Source organism: Erythrobacter sp. EC-HK427 (assembly GCF_902498745.1).
In the GTDB taxonomy this organism is placed as follows: Bacteria; Pseudomonadota; Alphaproteobacteria; order Sphingomonadales; family Sphingomonadaceae; genus Alteraurantiacibacter.
This window is the reverse complement of sequence record NZ_LR701479.1, coordinates 1,457,182-1,474,208: the sequence shown is the minus strand read 5'-3', so window position 1 is coordinate 1,474,208 and position 17,027 is coordinate 1,457,182. Positions and strand designations below refer to the sequence as shown.

The following is a 17,027-nucleotide window of genomic DNA, read 5'->3' as shown; positions in this document are numbered from 1 at the left end:
GTTGGACCCATTTCTCTCTGACGGATCAGAAAGAGCATTCCGCCCCGTCGGGCAAGTCTTCCCGGCGGATTTCCGCGATACGGAAGGTAATCTCGCCTTCGCTGACAAAGCGCAAGGTATCGCCCAGATTGGCGGCGCAGGCATCGGTGATAACCATTTCGCGGAAGCCCTTGCCTTGCGCGTTCTCGAATTCGAGGCGGACATCGAGCTCGCTCATGCTGCCGCCCGCATCGCCGGTCATAATCGTTACCGCGCCCTTCGGGCGGGTGACGACTTCGTAGGTGATACGCCACGCGCCGCCGCTGCTCTCGCTTTGCGTGATGCCGAACTGCGCGCCCGCATCCATGCGGATTTCGCGCGAATCTTCCTGCGCATCGCGGTCGTAACCGCGTGCACGCACGCCGCCTTCGCTGCCGACAAGATTGGGCAGTGCGCCGCCGCCGCGAACCGTGGCGGTCACACCGTCACCCAGACGACCCGAGCCGTAAACTTCCTGACCCGGCCCGACCAGCAATTGCGCGCACTCCTCGCTCAGCGTCTGCAACGGCGCGGTGTCAGCAAAGGTGCGGCCATAGCCGAGCGTGAACAGTGCGCCTTGCGATCCGTTGACCGGCGTGCCGCCGCACTGGAGCGGCCAGCTGAAGGAAAGGCGCCCGGTCGGCTGCATCAGGCCGAACAGCACGTCGGCCACGCCGCCACCTTCGCTGCCCGGCAGCCACGACGCGACAAAGGCGTTCGCTGCATTGAGTTCGCGGTTCATCCACATCGGGCGGCCCGAAAGGAAAACGGCGACCGTCGGGATGCCCTGTTCGCGGAAGCTGCGCAGCAGGTTCAGGCCTTCCTCGTCACGGAAGACGAGATCGGTCTGGTCACCGGCAAATTCGGCGTAAGGCTCTTCGCCGAACACCACGATAGCGACATCGGGGCGGGTTTCGAAACTGCCATCGGCGGAAAGCGTGGCACTGCCGCCGCCTGCCTCGACGGTTTCCTGAATCCCGTCCCAGATCGACATGGCGTTGGGGAACAGCTCGTCAGCGATACCGGCGTCAGCGCCCATCACGCCTTCGAGCCCGCCCTGCCATTCGAGCGTCCATCCGCCCGACGCGCGGCCGATATCATCGGCAGCCACACCCGCCACCAGCACATTGGCACTCGCCTGCAACGGCAACACGCCGTCATTGCTGAGAAGAACCTGAGACTTCGCCACGGCCTCGCGCGCCAATGCGCGATGTTCGTCCGATGCGAGCAGGTCAAACTGGCCGCCAACGCCGCGCTCCGACGGCAGCACCGGTTCGGGCCGCAGCAGACCGGCGCGATATTTGACGCGCAGCACGCGGGTCACCGCCTCGTCCACCCGCGCCATGGGGATGGTGCCATCCTCAACCTGCGCGATCAGCGTTTCAGCAAGCGCTTCCCAATCGTCGGGCACCATATAGATGTCGAGCCCGGCGAGCAGCGATTCCGGGCAATCGGTCACGGTGCAGCCTGCCACCTGGCCGTGGCCGTTCCAGTCGCCGACAACCAGCCCGTCAAAACCCATCTGGCCGCGCAGGACCTCGGTCAGCAATTGCTCGTTGCCGTGCATCTTGGTGCCGTTGATCGAGTTGAAACTCGCCATGATGGATTCGACCCCGGCACCGATGGCTGCCGGGTAAGGCACGGCGTGGATCGACATCAGTTCTTCCAGATCGCCATTCACATCGCCCTGGTCGACGCCCTGCTCGGTCCCGCCATCGCCAAAGAAGTGCTTGGCGGTGGCGATAACGCGGGTGTCGCCGAGGAAATCGTCGGAACCGGGTGTACCCTGCAGGCCTTCGACCAACGCAGCGCCCATTTCAGCGACCAGTTCGGGGTTTTCCGAATAGCTTTCATAGGTTCGGCCCCAGCGGTCATCCTGCGCGACTGCCACGGTGGGGGAGAAGTTCCAGTCGATGCCGGTCACTTCGATTTCGGTCGCGGTCGCATGGCCGATGCGGCGCACCAGATCAGCGTCGCCCGCCGCGCCCAGCGCGATATTGTGCGGGAAGATCGTTGCGCCCACCACATTGGTGTGGCCGTGCACCGCGTCTGTGCCCCACATGGTCGGGATGACCGGCTGGCCATCGGGCAGCGGCTCGATCGAGGCTTCGTACATCTCGTCGGCATAGCGCAGCCATTCAGACGCTTCGGCAAATTCATTGCCGTAAGGGCCCCCATTGCCGCCGTTGAGATAGCTGCCGAAGCGCCAGCGCTCCATGTCTTCAGGGGTGAAGGAATTGATCTGCGGCTGGATCAGCTGGCCGATCTTGTGCTCCAGCGACATCCGCGAAACGAGATCGGCGATAAAGGCCTCTTCATCGTCATACGACACTGCGGATTCGGCGATCGTCACCGCTTCGCCAAAAATGCCATCGCAGGCCGCAAGGCTCAAACTCAAAGCCGCCGCAGCCACGGTTGCGCGGAACACCGCCTTCACTCGCATTGTATCCTCTCCGATTTGAGAACGTTCTCAAAGTCGCTTGTTTTACACCGCAAGCCCCTCTTGGCAAGCGCCTATTTACCGTGGTGGCGGATACGTCCGGCGCTCAGCAGGCACAGGCAAGCAAGCGATGCGAGGCCGGAGAGGAGGACAAACAATCCGTCAAACCCGAACACCGGCACCAGCGTCAGCGTCAGCACCGACATGATCGGGGAAGGGACGGTATTGGTGAGGTTGAACAGCCCGAGATCGCGCCCACGGCGCTCGGGCCGGGGCAACACGCGCAGCGTCTGCGCCGAATGCAACGAGAGGAACACATGGGCGGACAACCCAAACACCGCATAGGCGGCCAGCGCCATGACGAGATTGGGCGCAATGGCCATCGACAGCAGCGCTGCTGCGGCAACTCCGGCAGCGATGGTGAGCGGGAAGATGGGGCGATCCACACGGTCGGCCCAGCGCCCGACCCATAGCGCCACCGGCACAGTCACCAGCAAGACGCCGAAAAAGATCTGCGCCGCCTCATTGTCGCTGAAGCCGGGCGCAATCGAGCGGAGCCAGAGGTAGAGATAGGCGAACAGCGCCGCCTCCGCGATCTGCACCAGTAGCCGGGCGAGCCACATCCGCACCACCACCCCGCGCTTTTGGCTGGGCCTGCGCACAGCCGTCGACGCGACCGGATCGACCAGTTCGGGAAAGCCCGCCGGTTTGCCGAAGAGCAGCGCAGGGGCAACGCAAAGAATGACAAGGACGGCAACCAGTATCAGGCGGGTATCGGGCGACGCGAGGCCGGGGATCGTTATGAGCGCGCCCACCAGCGCACCCATCGCCGGAGCCGATGCCAGCAAGCCGCCGAGCAGGCCTTTCTGATGATCGGGCACCGTATCGCCCGCCCAAGCGGCAAGCGGAGCCAGCATCATATTGAGCGCAAACTGCCACGCCACCAGCATCGCGATCAGCACCGGCAAGTGCGTGACTACGGACATATTGGCGAGCAGCAGGCTGCTGACCATCAGGCCGGTGGCGATCCAGCCGCGCCGTCCCCATGGCAAAGCGCGCGTCAGGTCGGACGCCCAGCCGAAGCCGATATTCGCAAAACTCGCCGCGAGGGCCCCGGCCATTGCCGCATAGGCCAGCCAGTCGACGCTGGCATCCCCCGCCAGCGCCTCCACCCGCACCGGCAGCAGGATCGTAAGGAACGGAACATAGGCAATCGCGCCCCCCGCCACGGCGAGCGCGTACAACAGCAGAAAGCGCGGGGATTGACTCTGCTGGCTGGCTATCCGGTCGGCGGGCGTTGCGTCAGGCACGCGCAACCGGACTGCGCAGCGGGCGCACCGAGGCGCGCTCGATCAGCTCGCCTTCGATCACCACCGGCATTTCGGGCAGGTCCTCGCCGCGATTGGCAGCAATCAGCAATTCGACCGCGCGACCAACCGTGGCCGCAATCGGTTGATCGACGGCGGTCAGCGGCGGCTGCACAAAGCGCACCACCGGCGTGTTGTCGAAGCTGATGATCGAGACATCCCCCGGCACCCGCAGTCCAACGGCATGGGCGACATCATTGGCGGCCATCGCCATCTGGTCATTGCTGGCGATGATCGCGGTCGGGCGACGGATGCTGCTGAGCAATTTGCGCGCGGCCCGCTCGCCCGAAAGGAAGGTGAAATCGCCATCGACACACAGCCTCTCGGTGTCGAGCCCGGCGGACTCCATCTCCTCGCGCCACCCGGCTTTGCGCCTGCCGCTTACGGCATATTCGTCCGGCCCGGCGATAAAGCCGATGCGGGTGTGGCCGCGATCGATCAGATAGCGCGTAACCCTGCGCGCCATCCGCTTGTCTCCCATCGTCAGCGAGATGTTCCCGCCATTGGCGCGGCTGCCGATGCGGGCGAAGGGGATCTGTTCCTGCTCCAGCAGCTCGGTAATCAGCGGATTGTCCGAGTGCGGCGGCGTCAGAATCACACCGTCGGGCTGCAAAGCGGCAATCGCGCCCTGCAATTCGCGCTGCACATTGTCGTCATGCGTATCGACCAGCTCGAAGATCAGGCGATAGCCATATTCTGCGCATTTGAGCATTCCGCCCATCAGCATCTGGTCCACCCAGTCGCTGCCTTCACGCGCTTGCCAGGCAGCAATCGTGCGTTCGCGGTCATTCAGTGCGAGAATGATATAGGAGCGCGAGCCACTCATCCGCTGGGCGGCGATCGAGGGGACATAGCCCAATTTGTCGATCGATGCCTGCACCCGCTCCTTCATTTCAGGGCGGACATTAGCCTCGTTATTAATGACACGGCTGACCGTTTGCAGCGAGACGCCGGCATCGGCCGCCACGTGCTTGATCGTTACCGATTGCTTCCTTCGTGCCACGCGCCTTAACCCCCGGTGCAGCCCCTGCCTGTAGCCGGACTGGCATCGCATTCCCAAACCCGCACCCAATCGACTTCCATCCGCTTGGGAAACCCTTCATCGGATACGCCGCCAAGCGCATTGCCTTCCGGCCAGCGTCCCCCAATAGCCAGATTCAGGATAATGTGGAAATCCCTATCGAACGGGGCGTTCCGTCCCGTGGTTGCGGTTGTATACCAATCGCTTGCGTCGGCGGTGGCATAGACTTCGCCATCGACCGTCCAGCTGAAACGCCCTTCCTCCCAGATCACGCCATAGGTATGGAATTCCCCGTCGAGGAGGGCGGGGAAGGATCGGCCCTGGCTGAACTGGTCATTATTGGGCCAATTGCCGCCGAAATGCAGCGTGCCGTAAATCGAGTTTTCGCCCCCTGCCTCGCAGGTGTCGCACACCACGCCGGGATTGATGATTTCGAGAATGTCGATCTCGCCCGAGGCTGCCCAGCCGCCATATTCGCTGCGTTCGGGCATCATCCAGAAGGCGGGCCACACACCCTGCCCTTGCGGGAAGCGCGCGCGGATTTCGAAGCGGCCATAGGTGCGCGCGAAATTGCCCTGCGTGGTGATCTTGCCCGAAGTATAGGGCTTGGTGCGCTGCTCGCCTGGATCCGTGCCGCTGGGGCCGAAATTGGCGGGCCAAGCAGGCCCCGTCCATTGCTCCGACCGCGCGGTCAGCACCAGCAGACCGTTCTCGACCGAGACGTTTTCGGGGCGCGGGGTGTAGCACTGGCGCTCCTCGTTACCGCCGCCCCAGCAATCATTGATGAGGTTCCAGCGCCCGGTATCGATTGCGGTGCCTGCAAATTCATCCGACCACACCATTTGCCACGCACCGCCGGTTGGCGAAGGTGTGGGAGACGGTGCCGAGACGATTGGGCCGCCGCTGCCGCCGGACGCACTGTCCCCGCCGCAGCCGGAAAGCGCGAGAACGCTGGCTGCCAGAGCAAGCGCGGTAAAATGCGTGATGTTCGCTGTCACATTAGGCCCTTTCGCCGCACGGTCTGTGCGGCGATTGCATGAAACCAAAATGGGCTCCGGCGTGCAATACACCGGAGCCCATCTGCCCCCTCTTGTGGAGGGTATCCGTTGCGCTCCGGTTAGAAGCTGAAGCGCACCAGACCGGTAAAGCGGCGGTCGTTCCGATAGGCGGAACGGATGATCCGCGTCCCGTCAAAGTCGATCACCGAGCTTGTCTGCGTCACTTCGTCGAGCAGGTTGACGCCCTGCACCCCGATCGTGATGTTATCGGTGATGTCGTAGAAGATCGAGCCGTCGAGCTGCCCGGTCGATTCACCCCAGATGGGCGAGAACGGGAAGATCACGTCGCGCGGCGTCTGCAGGAATTCGGAACGCCAGTTATAGGCTGCGCGCGCCGAGAACCCGCCGACCTCGTAGAACAGCGTCGCGTTGACGGTGTGCTCCGAAATGCCGGGCTGCGGCAGTTGACCAAACACATCGCCGTCTGACGAGAAGTCGTTCGAGTCGATATAGGTGTAGGTGAACTGTCCGCCCAGATATTGCAGCGGTCCGGGCAGGAATTCCCACACGTCCTGATAGGCCAATTCCACCCCGCGCAGCTGCGCAGTGCCGAAGTTGACCGGGCCGTTGACTTCCACATCCACCGTTACCCCCGAGGGGCTGGTGAAGGGTCGCACCGTGGGGCCGAAGCCGAACAGGTTGCGGAAATCCTTCTGGAACACCGCCGCCGTGATCGAGCCCACATCATCGAAGTAATATTCGAAGCTAAGGTCGAAATTGTCCGATTCGATCGGGCGCAACAGGCGGTTGCCGGTGAAGATGGCGAACAGCGGGCCATTTGCCAGTGCTTCGGCGCCAGCCAGTTCCAGCGAGCGGCTGTTGTCGAAGATCGCACCGCCGGTGCGGAAATCAGACAGATCGGGACGCGAAATGCCGGTCGAGTAGGCAAAGCGTGTCAGGAAGCCGCCACCGAAGTCCAGCTTCACGTTGAAGCTGGGCAACCAGTTGTCGAACGCGATGTCATCACTATCGTCGATCACTTCACCAGTGAAGGCCGCTGCGAATTCGGCCTGACGGCCTGCGCTGAGCGAGCAATAGCCCGGTGCTTGCTGCCCCGGCTGCACATTGCCGCAAGCCGCAGCGATTTCAGCTTGCGAAACCGTGCCGTTCTGATCGGTGTCGAAGAAGTTGCCGAAGGGGAAGTTGATTTCACCTTCCGAACCGATCAGCGTTTCAACATAGCGGATGCCGATATTGCCCGACAATTCCCAGCCATTGGCGAAGTCCGTGCCGAAATCGACGCGGGCATAGGCTGCGCGGGTCGTTTCATCGACGTCGGAGATTTCACCCGGAAGGAACGGCCCGTCCACCGCACCACCGCGCGCGCTGATCGGGAACCAGGCGTTCGGGGTCAGGGTGAAGGCAGTGATTTCATTCGCCTGCGTGCGGACCGCGCCGCTCAGGTAATCGTCGAGCACATTGTCCGAACCGAAGAAGAAGGCCGAACCATCACCCAGCGGAGTCGGCGCAGCGCCGCGCTGGAAGTTGTCGCCGAACGGATTGCGCACTTCCGCCGAATTCGGGAAGTCGAACACATAGGCACCGCCGCAACCAAAGGCCTGGAAGTCGCCGCAGTTCCAGTTGCCGCCACGGCCCGTCCACGGTGCACCAAGGTTGCCCCAGTTGGAGAAGTTGGCGGTACGGGTAACGCGGTTGCGCTCTGCCCAACGGGCGCCAAAGCGCGCCGTGCGGAAGAAGCCGTCATCCGAAATATCATATTCCAGATCGGCACGCAGGCTGTACAGATCCCCTTCGTTGCGCACCTGGTTGTCCAGCAGGAACCAGTAGAAGGTGCGCGCCGGATCATTGAAGTAAGATGCATTCGAAGCGCCGGTGCCGGGCTCGAGGAAGGTCACCTGCGGCGTTTCACCGGTATTGTCGATCTGCACATCGGTGTAGGTCTGCATCGCGGAGATGAAGCCATCTTCGCTGCGGCTCGAGCTGATATACTGGCCTTCGAAATTGAGCGTCAGGCGATCCGTCAGCTCCATATCGACATCGAAGCTGAAGTCTTCGGTGACGGCTTCGTCTTCACGGTTGAAGCGCAGCAGTTCGGTCGGGATGCCGCCTGCCTGGTTGCCGACAAATGGCTGCAGCTGGGTCAGCACCCCGGTCTGGAACACGGGGCCGTCAAACGTCCAAGTGGAACCAGCGGCCGGAACAGGGAACAGGCCGTCATCATTGACCAGCGCCAGCGCCGCAAATTCGGAAAGCGAGCCTTCGACTTCGGCGCGCAGATATTCGAGCGTGACAACAAAGGCGCCGTCATTGCTTTCAAACTGGCCGGTCGCCGAATAGGCGCGGCGGTCGCGCGTCAGCGTGGTGGTGCGCACACCCGCGCCCTTCGGCACCACAACAGTGCCCGCGGGCGGGAAGTTGGTTTCGTCGAAATTCGGGTTGCCGAAATAGCCACCCGAACCGACGTTCACGACGCGCAGACAGCCGCTGTCGAAAGTATCGGCGCGGTAGCACGGGTCGGTCAGCTGCGACGCATCGGTGCGGGTGACCAGCTCTTGCTGCGAGTAACCGAGCTGCAGACCAAAGGTGCCGATGCCGGTGTCGAAGGTGTTGGAGATCAGGCCAGAGAAACCAGGCGACCATTCTTGTGCCAAGTCGCCGTAATTGCCCTCGATCGTGCCGGCAACGTGAAAGCCTGGTCTGTCGAGCGGGCGACGGGTCACAAGGTTTACCAGACCCGAGATGTTGCCTTCGATCATGTCAGCCGAGACGTTCTTGTAAATCTCGACACGGCCCAGAAGCTCGGGCGATACATCGTTGAAGGACAGCGTACGGCCGCCATTGGCGGAGAAGATGTCGCGTCCGTTCAGGTTGGACAGCACATAGGGGAGGCCACGGATGATGACGTTCGAGCCTTCGACCGAGAAACGGTCCGGATCGTCGCGCTGTTCAAAACGGCTGATATTCACACCGGGAACGCGCTGCAGCGCTTCGGCAACCGAGCGGTCGGCCAGCGCGCCAATGTCTTCGGCGGTGATGACATCAACCACCGTGTCGGCGTTTTCCTTGAAGTCCTGCGCGCTTTCCAGCGAGGCGCGGAAACCCGAGACGACGATAACGTTTTCGTCTTCCGGATCGACCTGCGCTTCAGGATCGGCGTCCTGCGCGAAGGCACCATTGGAAACCACCGCACACAGCGCGAGGCTGGACACAGTTGCAAGCGAACGAGCCCGGTTCGCGGGCGTAAACATGGATTTGCGCATCTAATCTCCCCTTCGATGCAGCCTTGCGGATTGCGTGCACCGGCACCAAAAACTGTCCCGACATTCGGGATCAGCCTTTGCATACCAATAATGTGATCGTTCACAAGTGCAAAAAATGAACGTTCACATTTGCGGGCGCCTGGTGTAACATTTTTGCCAACATTGGCTCCGGCACACCCGCCCGACACAGACCATTGCACAGGGCGAACGCCCCTTTCGCAATGCGCGGCGCGGCGGTATCGTCCGGCAGCGAGAGGATGCAGAACAAGACATGGCAATCGAACATATTGTGATCGTTGGCGGGGGAACCGCAGGCTGGATGGCGGCAGCGGCCTTGTCGCGGTTGCGCAAGAATCGCGAGCTGGCGATCACGCTGGTGGAAAGCGAGGAGATCGGCACGGTTGGCGTGGGCGAAGCAACCATCCCGCCCTTTGTCGACTTCCAGACGCTGCTCGAAATCGACGAATCGGAAATGCTCGCCGCCGTGCAAGGCAGCTTCAAGCTGGGCATCCAGTTCGTCAATTGGGGCAATGTCGGCGAAAGCTACATCCACCCCTTCGGCAATTATGGCTACCAGATGGGCGGGCTGAGCTTCCACCACATCTGGCACCATGCGAAATCGCGCGGCGACAACCGCCCGATCCAGGTCTTCAATGCCGAAACCATGGCCGCCTATTTCGGCAAGTTCGCCAAGACCGACGACATGAAGCGCGACGATCTGCCGCCGATCAATTACGCCTATCACATCAACGCCACCGCTTATGCGGCCTTCCTGCGCAAATATGCCGAAGCGCGCGGCGTGGTGCGGACGGAAGGCAAGGTCGCCGATGTGCGGCTCGATGCCGAAACGGGTTTCGTTACGTCAATCGCCTTGGAGAACGGGCCGGAGATTGCCGCCGATTTCTTTGTCGATTGCACCGGCTTCCGCGGCCTGTTGATCGAGCAGGCGCTCGAAACCGGCTATGAGGAATGGACACATTGGCTGCCGTGCAACCGTGCGGTCGCCCTGCCCTGCAACCGCGATGACGGCGCTCCTCCGCCGCCCTTCACCAAGGCGACGGCGCACAAGGCGGGCTGGCAGTGGCAGGTTCCGCTGCAGCACCGCAACGGCAACGGCCATGTCTATTGCGACGCTTATATGAGCGCGGACGAGGCGACCGATATCCTTATCGCCAATATCGCCGGCAAGCCGACGGCAGATCCCAACCACCTGCGCTTTATCACCGGGCGGCGGAAGAAGTTCTGGAACAAGAACGTCGTCGCGCTGGGCCTTGCCGCGGGCTTTATGGAGCCGCTCGAATCGACCTCGATCCACCTCATCAACACCGGCATCAACAAGCTCATCGCCTTGCTCTCGCTCGACGGAGTGAACGAGGCGCAGCAGGCGAGTTTCAACCGGTTAACGGCCAAGGAATACGAGAAAATCCGCGATTTCCTCATCCTGCATTACAATGCGACGCGGCGTGATGATTCGGACTTCTGGAATTACTGCCGCACTATGAGCGTGCCCGACAGCCTGACCGAGAAGGTCGAGCTGTTCAAAATGAACGGGCAAATCTTCCGCGAGGATGACGAGCTGTTCACCGAAACCAGCTGGGCGGCGGTTATGATGGGTCAGGGCATTTCCATGAACGGCCACAACGCCATGGCGGCGACGCTGGATCAGGCCGAAACGCATAAGGAACTGGACGAAATCGAAAAGTCGATCCGCTTCCTCGTGCAGCATATGCCCGCGCACGGCGACTATCTGGCCCGTTATTGCCCGGCGAAAGCAGCCTAAGCGGAAAACCCGCAGCGCTGTCATAATGCGGTCAACAAATCCCTCCAGCACTCCGGTCACATCAGGGGATGGGCCGAAGCATGAAGCGCGTCAGTATTCTTACCACCAGCACGGAAGCTGCGCAGTATGCCGCGTTTGCGCATGGTGAAATGCAGTTCGCCTTTTCGCTGCTGACCTCTGCCGGACCCAGCCAGCTGGTCGAAGGGCCGGCGTGGATTTTTGTCGACTGGGTGCTGGATGATTGTTCGGGGCTGGAAATGGTGCGCCGCTTGCGCAGCGATCCGCGCCTTGGCGACGCGCATATCACCGTGATCCTCGAAGAAGATGACGTGGAAGACCGGCGCCGCGTGTTGAAGGCGGGGGCGGATGACTATGCGATTGCGCCGCTCAGCCGTCAGGCCATGCTCGATAGGGTGCTGGCCTTGCAAAGCGGCCCCGCCGTCCCCGCGGCCGACCGGCTGATCGAACGCGGCGAGCTCACCATCAATCTCGGCAGCGAGCAGGCGCGTTGGCGGGGCGAGCCGATCCCGCTGCGCCCCAACGAGTTTCGCGTACTACGCTATCTAGCGGAAAATCCCGACAGAATCTTCTCCCGCGAGGAGCTGATCGACGCGCTCGGCAAGGCTGGTGACCCTGGCTATACGCGCACCGTAGATGTGTGGATCAAGCGGCTGCGGCACGGCTTGCGGCAGGCGGGCGCGGACCATGTGCTGCGCACCGTCCACGGTAAGGGCTACGTTTTCGACGCGCCCTGAGCACGACGAACACTGCAGCGAACTGTCTGAGATATCTATCGTAACCGGTGTGTCCGGCCGCCGGATTGATGCTCCCCGGCTTTCGATCGGAAATGCAAAGGCCCCCGGCATCGCTGCCGGAGGCCTTGTTGCTCATGCCGCTTCGATCAGAAAGTGAGCGAGAGCGATCCGGCGATGGTGGTGCCGACGTCAAACGTGTTGATCTCGAACCGGTCAATGCCGTTGGTCTGGAACTCCTCGTTCCCGCGCCCGAAAATGTTGCGCGCTTCGAACTTGAACTCCGCTTCGGAGCCGAACAGATCGATGCCCTGACGGAACACCAGATCGACGCGCAGGCCGGGATCTTCGACGATGTCAGGCAGGCCGGACGTGCCGCGGCTGGTAACGCGCTCGCTCGCATAGTTGAGCAGCACGGTGAACTGCTGCAGCGTGTCGATGTCTTCCAAGCTGACCTGGAAGTTGGCGAGGTGATCGGACTGGCCGGTCAGCGGCACGCCATCGCGGAACAAGTTCGTCGCCGGGGTCACGCCACTGGGGAACAGCAGCGTGGTGTCTGCCGCATCAACCGCGATTTCCGAACTGGTCCAGGTGTAGTTGGCAAAGATCGAGAGGTCCTTGCTTTCGAACCACCCACCCCAATCCATCAGGCTGATCGTGTAAGCAACATCGGCTTCCACACCATACAGCGTGGCCGACGGGGCGTTGGCGAAGCTGGTGAGCTGGTTGTTGTCGGAGAAGCTGGAGAAGGCTTCGATCGGGTCCTGGATATCCTTGTAGAAGGCGGCGACCGAGATGCGGTCACCCCCGCCCAGATAATATTCGCCGCGAACTTCGTAATTGGTCAACTCGCTATCAATCAGCAACGGGTTACCGTTGAACTGGCGGTTGGTTTCCGGATCGTAGAAGGTCTGGAAAATCAGCTCGCGGAACTGCGGGCGGGCAATGGTGCGCGAGGCGTTGGCGCGCAGCTGCAAGTCCTCGATCGGCTCGAAAGTGATCGTGGCTGCTGGCAGCCAGTACTCGTTTTCGAGCGAGGTCGAAGCGGTCGAGACCGACGGGGTGGCGAAGACTTCGGCCGGGCGCACGAACTGCGTCGCGCGTTCGTAACGCACGCCGGCATCCACGCTGAGGCCAAACACCGGCTCCCAGTTGATCTTGCCGTAGCCGCCATGAACTTCAAGACCAGCGTCGAAGGCCGGATCGGACTGCGTCGATTCGATCAGGCCGATATCGAAGAAGTCGATGATGGCATCGCCCAGCAGCAGGTCGGGGCGCAGCGCGCCAACCGCGTCGGGCAGGCTGGTGGGTGCGTTGAACAGGAATTCGCGGCGCTCGGAGAAGCGGATGGTGTCGCTGTAAGCGTAGCCCACCGTCAATGCGAGACTGTCCAACAGCGGGTAGCTAAGGTCAATGCCGCCCGACCACAGTTCTTCCTGCAGGTCGGAGAACACCACCGAAGCGTCGCCCGTCTGGCGGTCGAGCACGTTAATGAAGGTGTTGCCGAGCTCGCCCGGCGTGTTCGAACGCACGTAGGTGAAGGTGTATTCGTAAGGTGCTTCACGGTCGGTGCGGGCGTAGCCGCCGCGCAGATCGACGCCAAGGTCGCCAAATTCCAGCTCGGCCACCAACTGGGTGTCGATCAGCTGCCGTTCGTACCAAGCAGTCTGCTGCTGCTGGACACTATCGTCGTCCTGGAAATCCTCACCCTGCGAAAGCCGCGCCAACTTCTGCGTGTCGCGGATATACAGGTTGGTGAAGCGGAACTGATGATCGCCGATTTCCAGCCCGAAGCCGAGCATGGCGTTCACCAGCGAACGGTTGTCGGTCACCAGATCGTTGAAATCGGTATCGAGCGAGAAGTCGGCCAAGATCGTCTGCGCGGTGATGTCGCGCGTACGCCAGCGGTTCGACACCGAGCCGGTGAAGATAATGCCGAACTGGCCGTCGCTACCAACGTCGATCGCGGCCCCCGCGGTCAGACCCGCCGACCAATTGGCCGGAATGTCACCGATCGTCTGCAACAGCACTAGATTGGGGTTGCCCAGCTGCTGCGCGATATCCTGCTGGGTTACCGGCGCGCCGTCGATGTTCTGCGAGGGATCGAGCGGAATGTCGCTCAACCGCAGGCCGCTGCCGAAATAGGTTTGCAGCGCGGGCGGCGCATCGCGGGTACCGTCGTCAAAGCCGAACCAGTCATAGTCCGAGCCGTAATAGGACAGGCCGTTGTGGAACGTTGTTTCGGTGTCGGCGCTCAGCCCGGTGCTCAGCGTGATGAAGCTTTCATCGGGAATGGCGCGGGTGGTCAGGTTGATCACACCGCCGCCAAATTCGCCGGGGAAGTTGGGAGAATAGGTCTTCTGCACCAGCGAGGAGGCGATGACGTTGGTGGGGAAAATATCCAGCGGCACCACGCGGCTCAGCGGCTCGGGCGAAGGCAGCGGCAGGCCATTGAGCAGCGCCAGCGAATAACGGTCACCGAGCCCGCGAACATAGACGAACCCTTGACCCTGCACCGAAAGGCCGGTCACGCGGCCCAGAGCGCCGGCGATGTCGCCTTCGCCTTGGCGTGCGATCTGCTCGCTCGAGACAACGTCGACAACCTGGCTGGAGCTTTGCACCGGATCGCGGTTGACGCGGCCGGTCACGATGATCGTATTGCCGCCGGGGATGGAAATATCGGGTTGCTCGAACTCATCCTCGGGATCGGCATCGCCGGGATCCTGCGTGGAGGGCGTGTTCGCCGCTTCCTCTTCAGGGGTTGCCTGGGCAAATGCCGCACCCGGCACGGTGAGGGCGGTGGTGAAGAGGAGCAAAGCCGCCAGCTTCTTGCCAGTGGTCATCATCGGGGAATCCCTCGCATACGATCCAGAATGTCATAAGCGGACGCCAAGGCTCCGCTCGCAAATGCGGCAGAGGGGGCCTCAGGCAGACACATAATCATGCCCGCAGCCCCCTCCAAAGCCACTTAGAAGACCGGGATGCTGGTGCAGTCGCCGGTATTGTTGGTGCCGAAGCTCACGGCCGCCGAGTTACACGTCCAACGCTGCGTCCAGTCATCGGTCGGGCTGACCGCGCCGATGAAGTTGGTGGCCACAAAACTGAAGCCGTTATTGTTCAGCGTCGTCACGTCGAAGATCGGGGTGAAGCCGGTCTCGTTGGCACCGTTGAGGTAGCCGTTGACGATGGTGTTGGTGAAGCTGGCATTGTTGCCAGTGCCGGCATTGAACACCGCTTCGGTATTGGCCAGCGAGACACCGCTGCTGCCCGCACGGAAGTCGGTGGCGCAATCGAGGGCCACCGAGTTGAAGCGCGGCGCACCCACTTCATCACCGCCCGGATTGGTGGCAGCGATGGTTTCGGTCTGGTCGATGCGGATACACGGCGTGCCAGCCGACGAAGCATCGATCACCAGCGTGTTGTACAGGCCGTAATCGGTGCCGCCGCGGATGCGGATGACCTGGTCACGGTTGTTGCGCTGGATGAAGGTCGCATTGGCGATCGTCGTGTTCTGACGCGGGGTCTGCTGGTACAGGCCGTTGTCGCTGTCCGCCTCGATGATCGTATCGCCGACATCAGGACGCTGCGCAGCGATCACGAACTGCATGTTCGCCTTCACGCCGGTGTCGGTATCGAGCGAATCGTCTTCCGCGCCCGCCACGATCAGGTTCGCAATGTTGACGATGCCACCGAAGAATTCGACGCCATCATCCGACGAGTTGACCGACTGGATGTGGTTGAGCACGGTGCTGCGACCGGTGCCGCCGGTGGTCAGCGCCTGCAGCTCGCTATTGCCCGACAGCACGAAGCCCGAGAAGCGGATCTGCACGTAACGCATGCTGCCCGAGCTGTCGCCCGGCGACGCACCGCCGAACAGGGCGGGGTTCACAGCGCCTTCAACCTGACGTTCGCAATCCACCGTGCCAGGCGTTGCACCCGGTGCGATACAATCGGTAACCGGAGCGCGGCCCGAAAGCACCACGCCGCCCCACTGGCCCGAAGCGTTGGGGTTGTTGGTGTTGAAGCCCACCACATTGTCACGGCTGGTGAAAATGATCGGCATCTGCGGGGTGCCGACGGCGTTGATGCGGTTGCCGCGGGTCACGTTGAGGAAGCCCGAACCCGAGCTGTAGAGGATCACGCCGGGATCGATGGTGAGCGTCACGTTGGTGTCCGAGAGGCCGTCCGAAGCATCGGCAGCCGGGCCGCCGTCGGTGCCAACATTGGTTTCACCAGCGATGCGGTACAGGAGGCCGTCAAAGCGCGGGAGCGTCGAAGAGACGTTGAGGCGGGCCGGCAGGGTGCACACACGCCAGGTGCCTTCGGGGCCGGTGATCGTGCCTTCGTCGGTCAGGCCCTGTGCATCGGCGATGGTCGGGCAGCCGCCAGCCGGGGTCACCAGCGCCTGGGTCGGCGTGGGAGTCGGGGTCGGTGCCGGCGTCGGTGCCGGGTTGTTGATGATGACATTGCCGCCGGTGCCGGGCGAAGCAATTTCTTCCGGGCCGCAAGCGGCGAGCGCCAGAATCGAGCTACCAATGATGAGTGAACGGGATAGTTTGGTCACAGCTTACAGCCCCTCATGAGGATCGTTTGAATTGCAAAGCAACGGGATCGATGTCGCGAGGGGGGCAATAGGCCTGCGGTGTGACGGTTTATTTGCGATACTGTGACGGTTTGGGGAATCTGCCAGTCAAGTCCCATAAAGCATTGAAAGATTTTGCATTAACTTATCCACCTTTGGTCGGAGGGGCTGAAGGCACAGGCCCGTGTTTCAGATTTATGACAATGTTACAGTTTTGTTGCATCTCGATGCTGGGAGGCGCACAAAGTGCCCAGAACAAGGAGAGAGTTATGATTGCAACGCTAACACTCGCGCCGCTCATGCTGGCCCAGGCGGCCATGCTGCCGCCGGTCGCTGACGCCGATCCCGAAGTCCTGAATGTCGCTTACGAGGAAATCGCCAACGGCAATCTTGAGGGCGCGCTTGCGGTTCTCGAAGCTGCCCATGCGGCTGATCCGGAAGATCCGGCGACGCTGATCAATCTCGGCAGCGTCCATCAGCAGCTCGGCAATGCCGAGGAAGCGCGACTCTATTATACAGCGGCGCTGGAAAGCAGCACGCGCTACGATATGGAGCTGGCGGATGGTCGCTGGGTCGATTCCCGCCGCGTCGCCCTGATGGCGCTCGGCACGCTGGAAAATTACCGGCTGGCGGCCCGCTAAGCCCCGCAATACCCCGTTTCTTCACTGCTGGAAGTGAAGCTGCCTCGGCCCGGTGCGCGTGTTCCTTCCGCGTCCGGGTCGATTTTTGTGTGGCGGACGCAATCCTGCGGGTTTGTCACAGCCGTGTCATTTCGTGTAAGCAAAGGC

Annotated in this window: 10 protein-coding genes; 3 read left to right on the top strand and 7 right to left on the bottom strand. The window is 62.1% G+C overall.

What is annotated here, in order from left to right; all coding sequences use genetic code 11:
• Window positions 1-25: 25 nt before the first annotated feature.
• The 5 genes from GC121_RS07160 to GC121_RS07140 all read right to left on the bottom strand — a co-directional run bounded on the left by GC121_RS07160 (window position 26) and on the right by GC121_RS07140 (window position 9,074).
• A complete protein-coding gene (locus GC121_RS07160) occupies window positions 26-2,461 on the bottom strand; it encodes a glycoside hydrolase family 3 protein (protein ID WP_151973439.1) in 2,436 nt (811 codons plus the stop codon).
• A gap of 71 nt (window positions 2,462-2,532) precedes the next feature.
• Window positions 2,533-3,768, bottom strand: coding sequence for an MFS transporter (locus tag GC121_RS07155; RefSeq protein WP_234421150.1), 1,236 nt, complete (start codon window positions 3,766-3,768; stop codon window positions 2,533-2,535).
• Window positions 3,761-4,828 (bottom strand): LacI family DNA-binding transcriptional regulator, encoded by a 1,068-nt coding sequence (locus GC121_RS07150; RefSeq protein WP_234421149.1) that lies wholly within the window; start codon window positions 4,826-4,828, stop codon window positions 3,761-3,763. Before GC121_RS07150 ends, GC121_RS07155 begins: the two co-directional genes overlap by 8 nt.
• Before the next feature lie 5 nt (window positions 4,829-4,833).
• Complete coding sequence (locus GC121_RS07145; protein ID WP_305038606.1) at window positions 4,834-5,844, bottom strand: glycoside hydrolase family 16 protein; 1,011 nt, start codon at window positions 5,842-5,844, stop codon at window positions 4,834-4,836.
• Window positions 5,845-5,963: 119 nt separating this feature from the next.
• Window positions 5,964-9,074: a TonB-dependent receptor gene (locus tag GC121_RS07140; RefSeq protein WP_234421148.1), complete on the bottom strand. Its 3,111-nt coding sequence runs from the start codon at window positions 9,072-9,074 to the stop codon at window positions 5,964-5,966.
• Between the two features lie 322 nt (window positions 9,075-9,396).
• On the opposite strand from GC121_RS07140, the gene GC121_RS07135 reads away from it, so the two are divergent.
• Both GC121_RS07135 and GC121_RS07130 read left to right on the top strand, forming a co-directional pair.
• Window positions 9,397-10,905 carry a tryptophan halogenase family protein gene (locus GC121_RS07135; RefSeq protein WP_151973433.1) on the top strand — a complete coding sequence of 503 codons (1,509 nt, stop codon included), beginning with the start codon at window positions 9,397-9,399 and terminating at the stop codon, window positions 10,903-10,905.
• Window positions 10,906-10,985: 80 nt separating this feature from the next.
• On the top strand, window positions 10,986-11,660 hold the full coding sequence (locus tag GC121_RS07130; protein WP_151973431.1) for a response regulator transcription factor: 675 nt from the start codon (window positions 10,986-10,988) through the stop codon (window positions 11,658-11,660).
• Window positions 11,661-11,806: 146 nt separating this feature from the next.
• On the opposite strand, the gene GC121_RS07125 is transcribed toward GC121_RS07130, so the two are convergent.
• Window positions 11,807-14,503 (bottom strand): TonB-dependent receptor domain-containing protein, encoded by a 2,697-nt coding sequence (locus GC121_RS07125; protein ID WP_339390147.1) that lies wholly within the window; start codon window positions 14,501-14,503, stop codon window positions 11,807-11,809.
• A 122-nt stretch (window positions 14,504-14,625) separates the two neighbouring features.
• Window positions 14,626-16,221, bottom strand: a complete 1,596-nt coding sequence (locus tag GC121_RS07120; protein WP_151973429.1) for a hypothetical protein — start codon at window positions 16,219-16,221, stop codon at window positions 14,626-14,628.
• A gap of 287 nt (window positions 16,222-16,508) precedes the next feature.
• Between GC121_RS07120 and GC121_RS07115 the strand changes: the two genes are divergently transcribed.
• Entirely contained in the window at window positions 16,509-16,880 is a 372-nt protein-coding gene (locus GC121_RS07115) for a tetratricopeptide repeat protein (RefSeq protein ID WP_234421147.1), read from the top strand.
• The last annotated feature ends 147 nt before the right edge of the window (window positions 16,881-17,027 follow it).

Excerpts from the sequence above, each read along its gene's own strand:
- GC121_RS07160 (WP_151973439.1), bottom strand. The coding sequence starts at position 2,461 with ATGCGAGTGAAGGCGGTGTTCCGCGCAACCGTGGCTGCGGCGGCTTTG.
- GC121_RS07135 (WP_151973433.1), top strand. The coding sequence starts at position 9,397 with ATGGCAATCGAACATATTGTGATCGTTGGCGGGGGAACCGCAGGCTGG.
- GC121_RS07130 (WP_151973431.1), top strand. The coding sequence starts at position 10,986 with ATGAAGCGCGTCAGTATTCTTACCACCAGCACGGAAGCTGCGCAGTAT.
- GC121_RS07125 (WP_339390147.1), bottom strand. The coding sequence starts at position 14,503 with ATGATGACCACTGGCAAGAAGCTGGCGGCTTTGCTCCTCTTCACCACC.
- GC121_RS07115 (WP_234421147.1), top strand. The coding sequence starts at position 16,509 with ATGATTGCAACGCTAACACTCGCGCCGCTCATGCTGGCCCAGGCGGCC.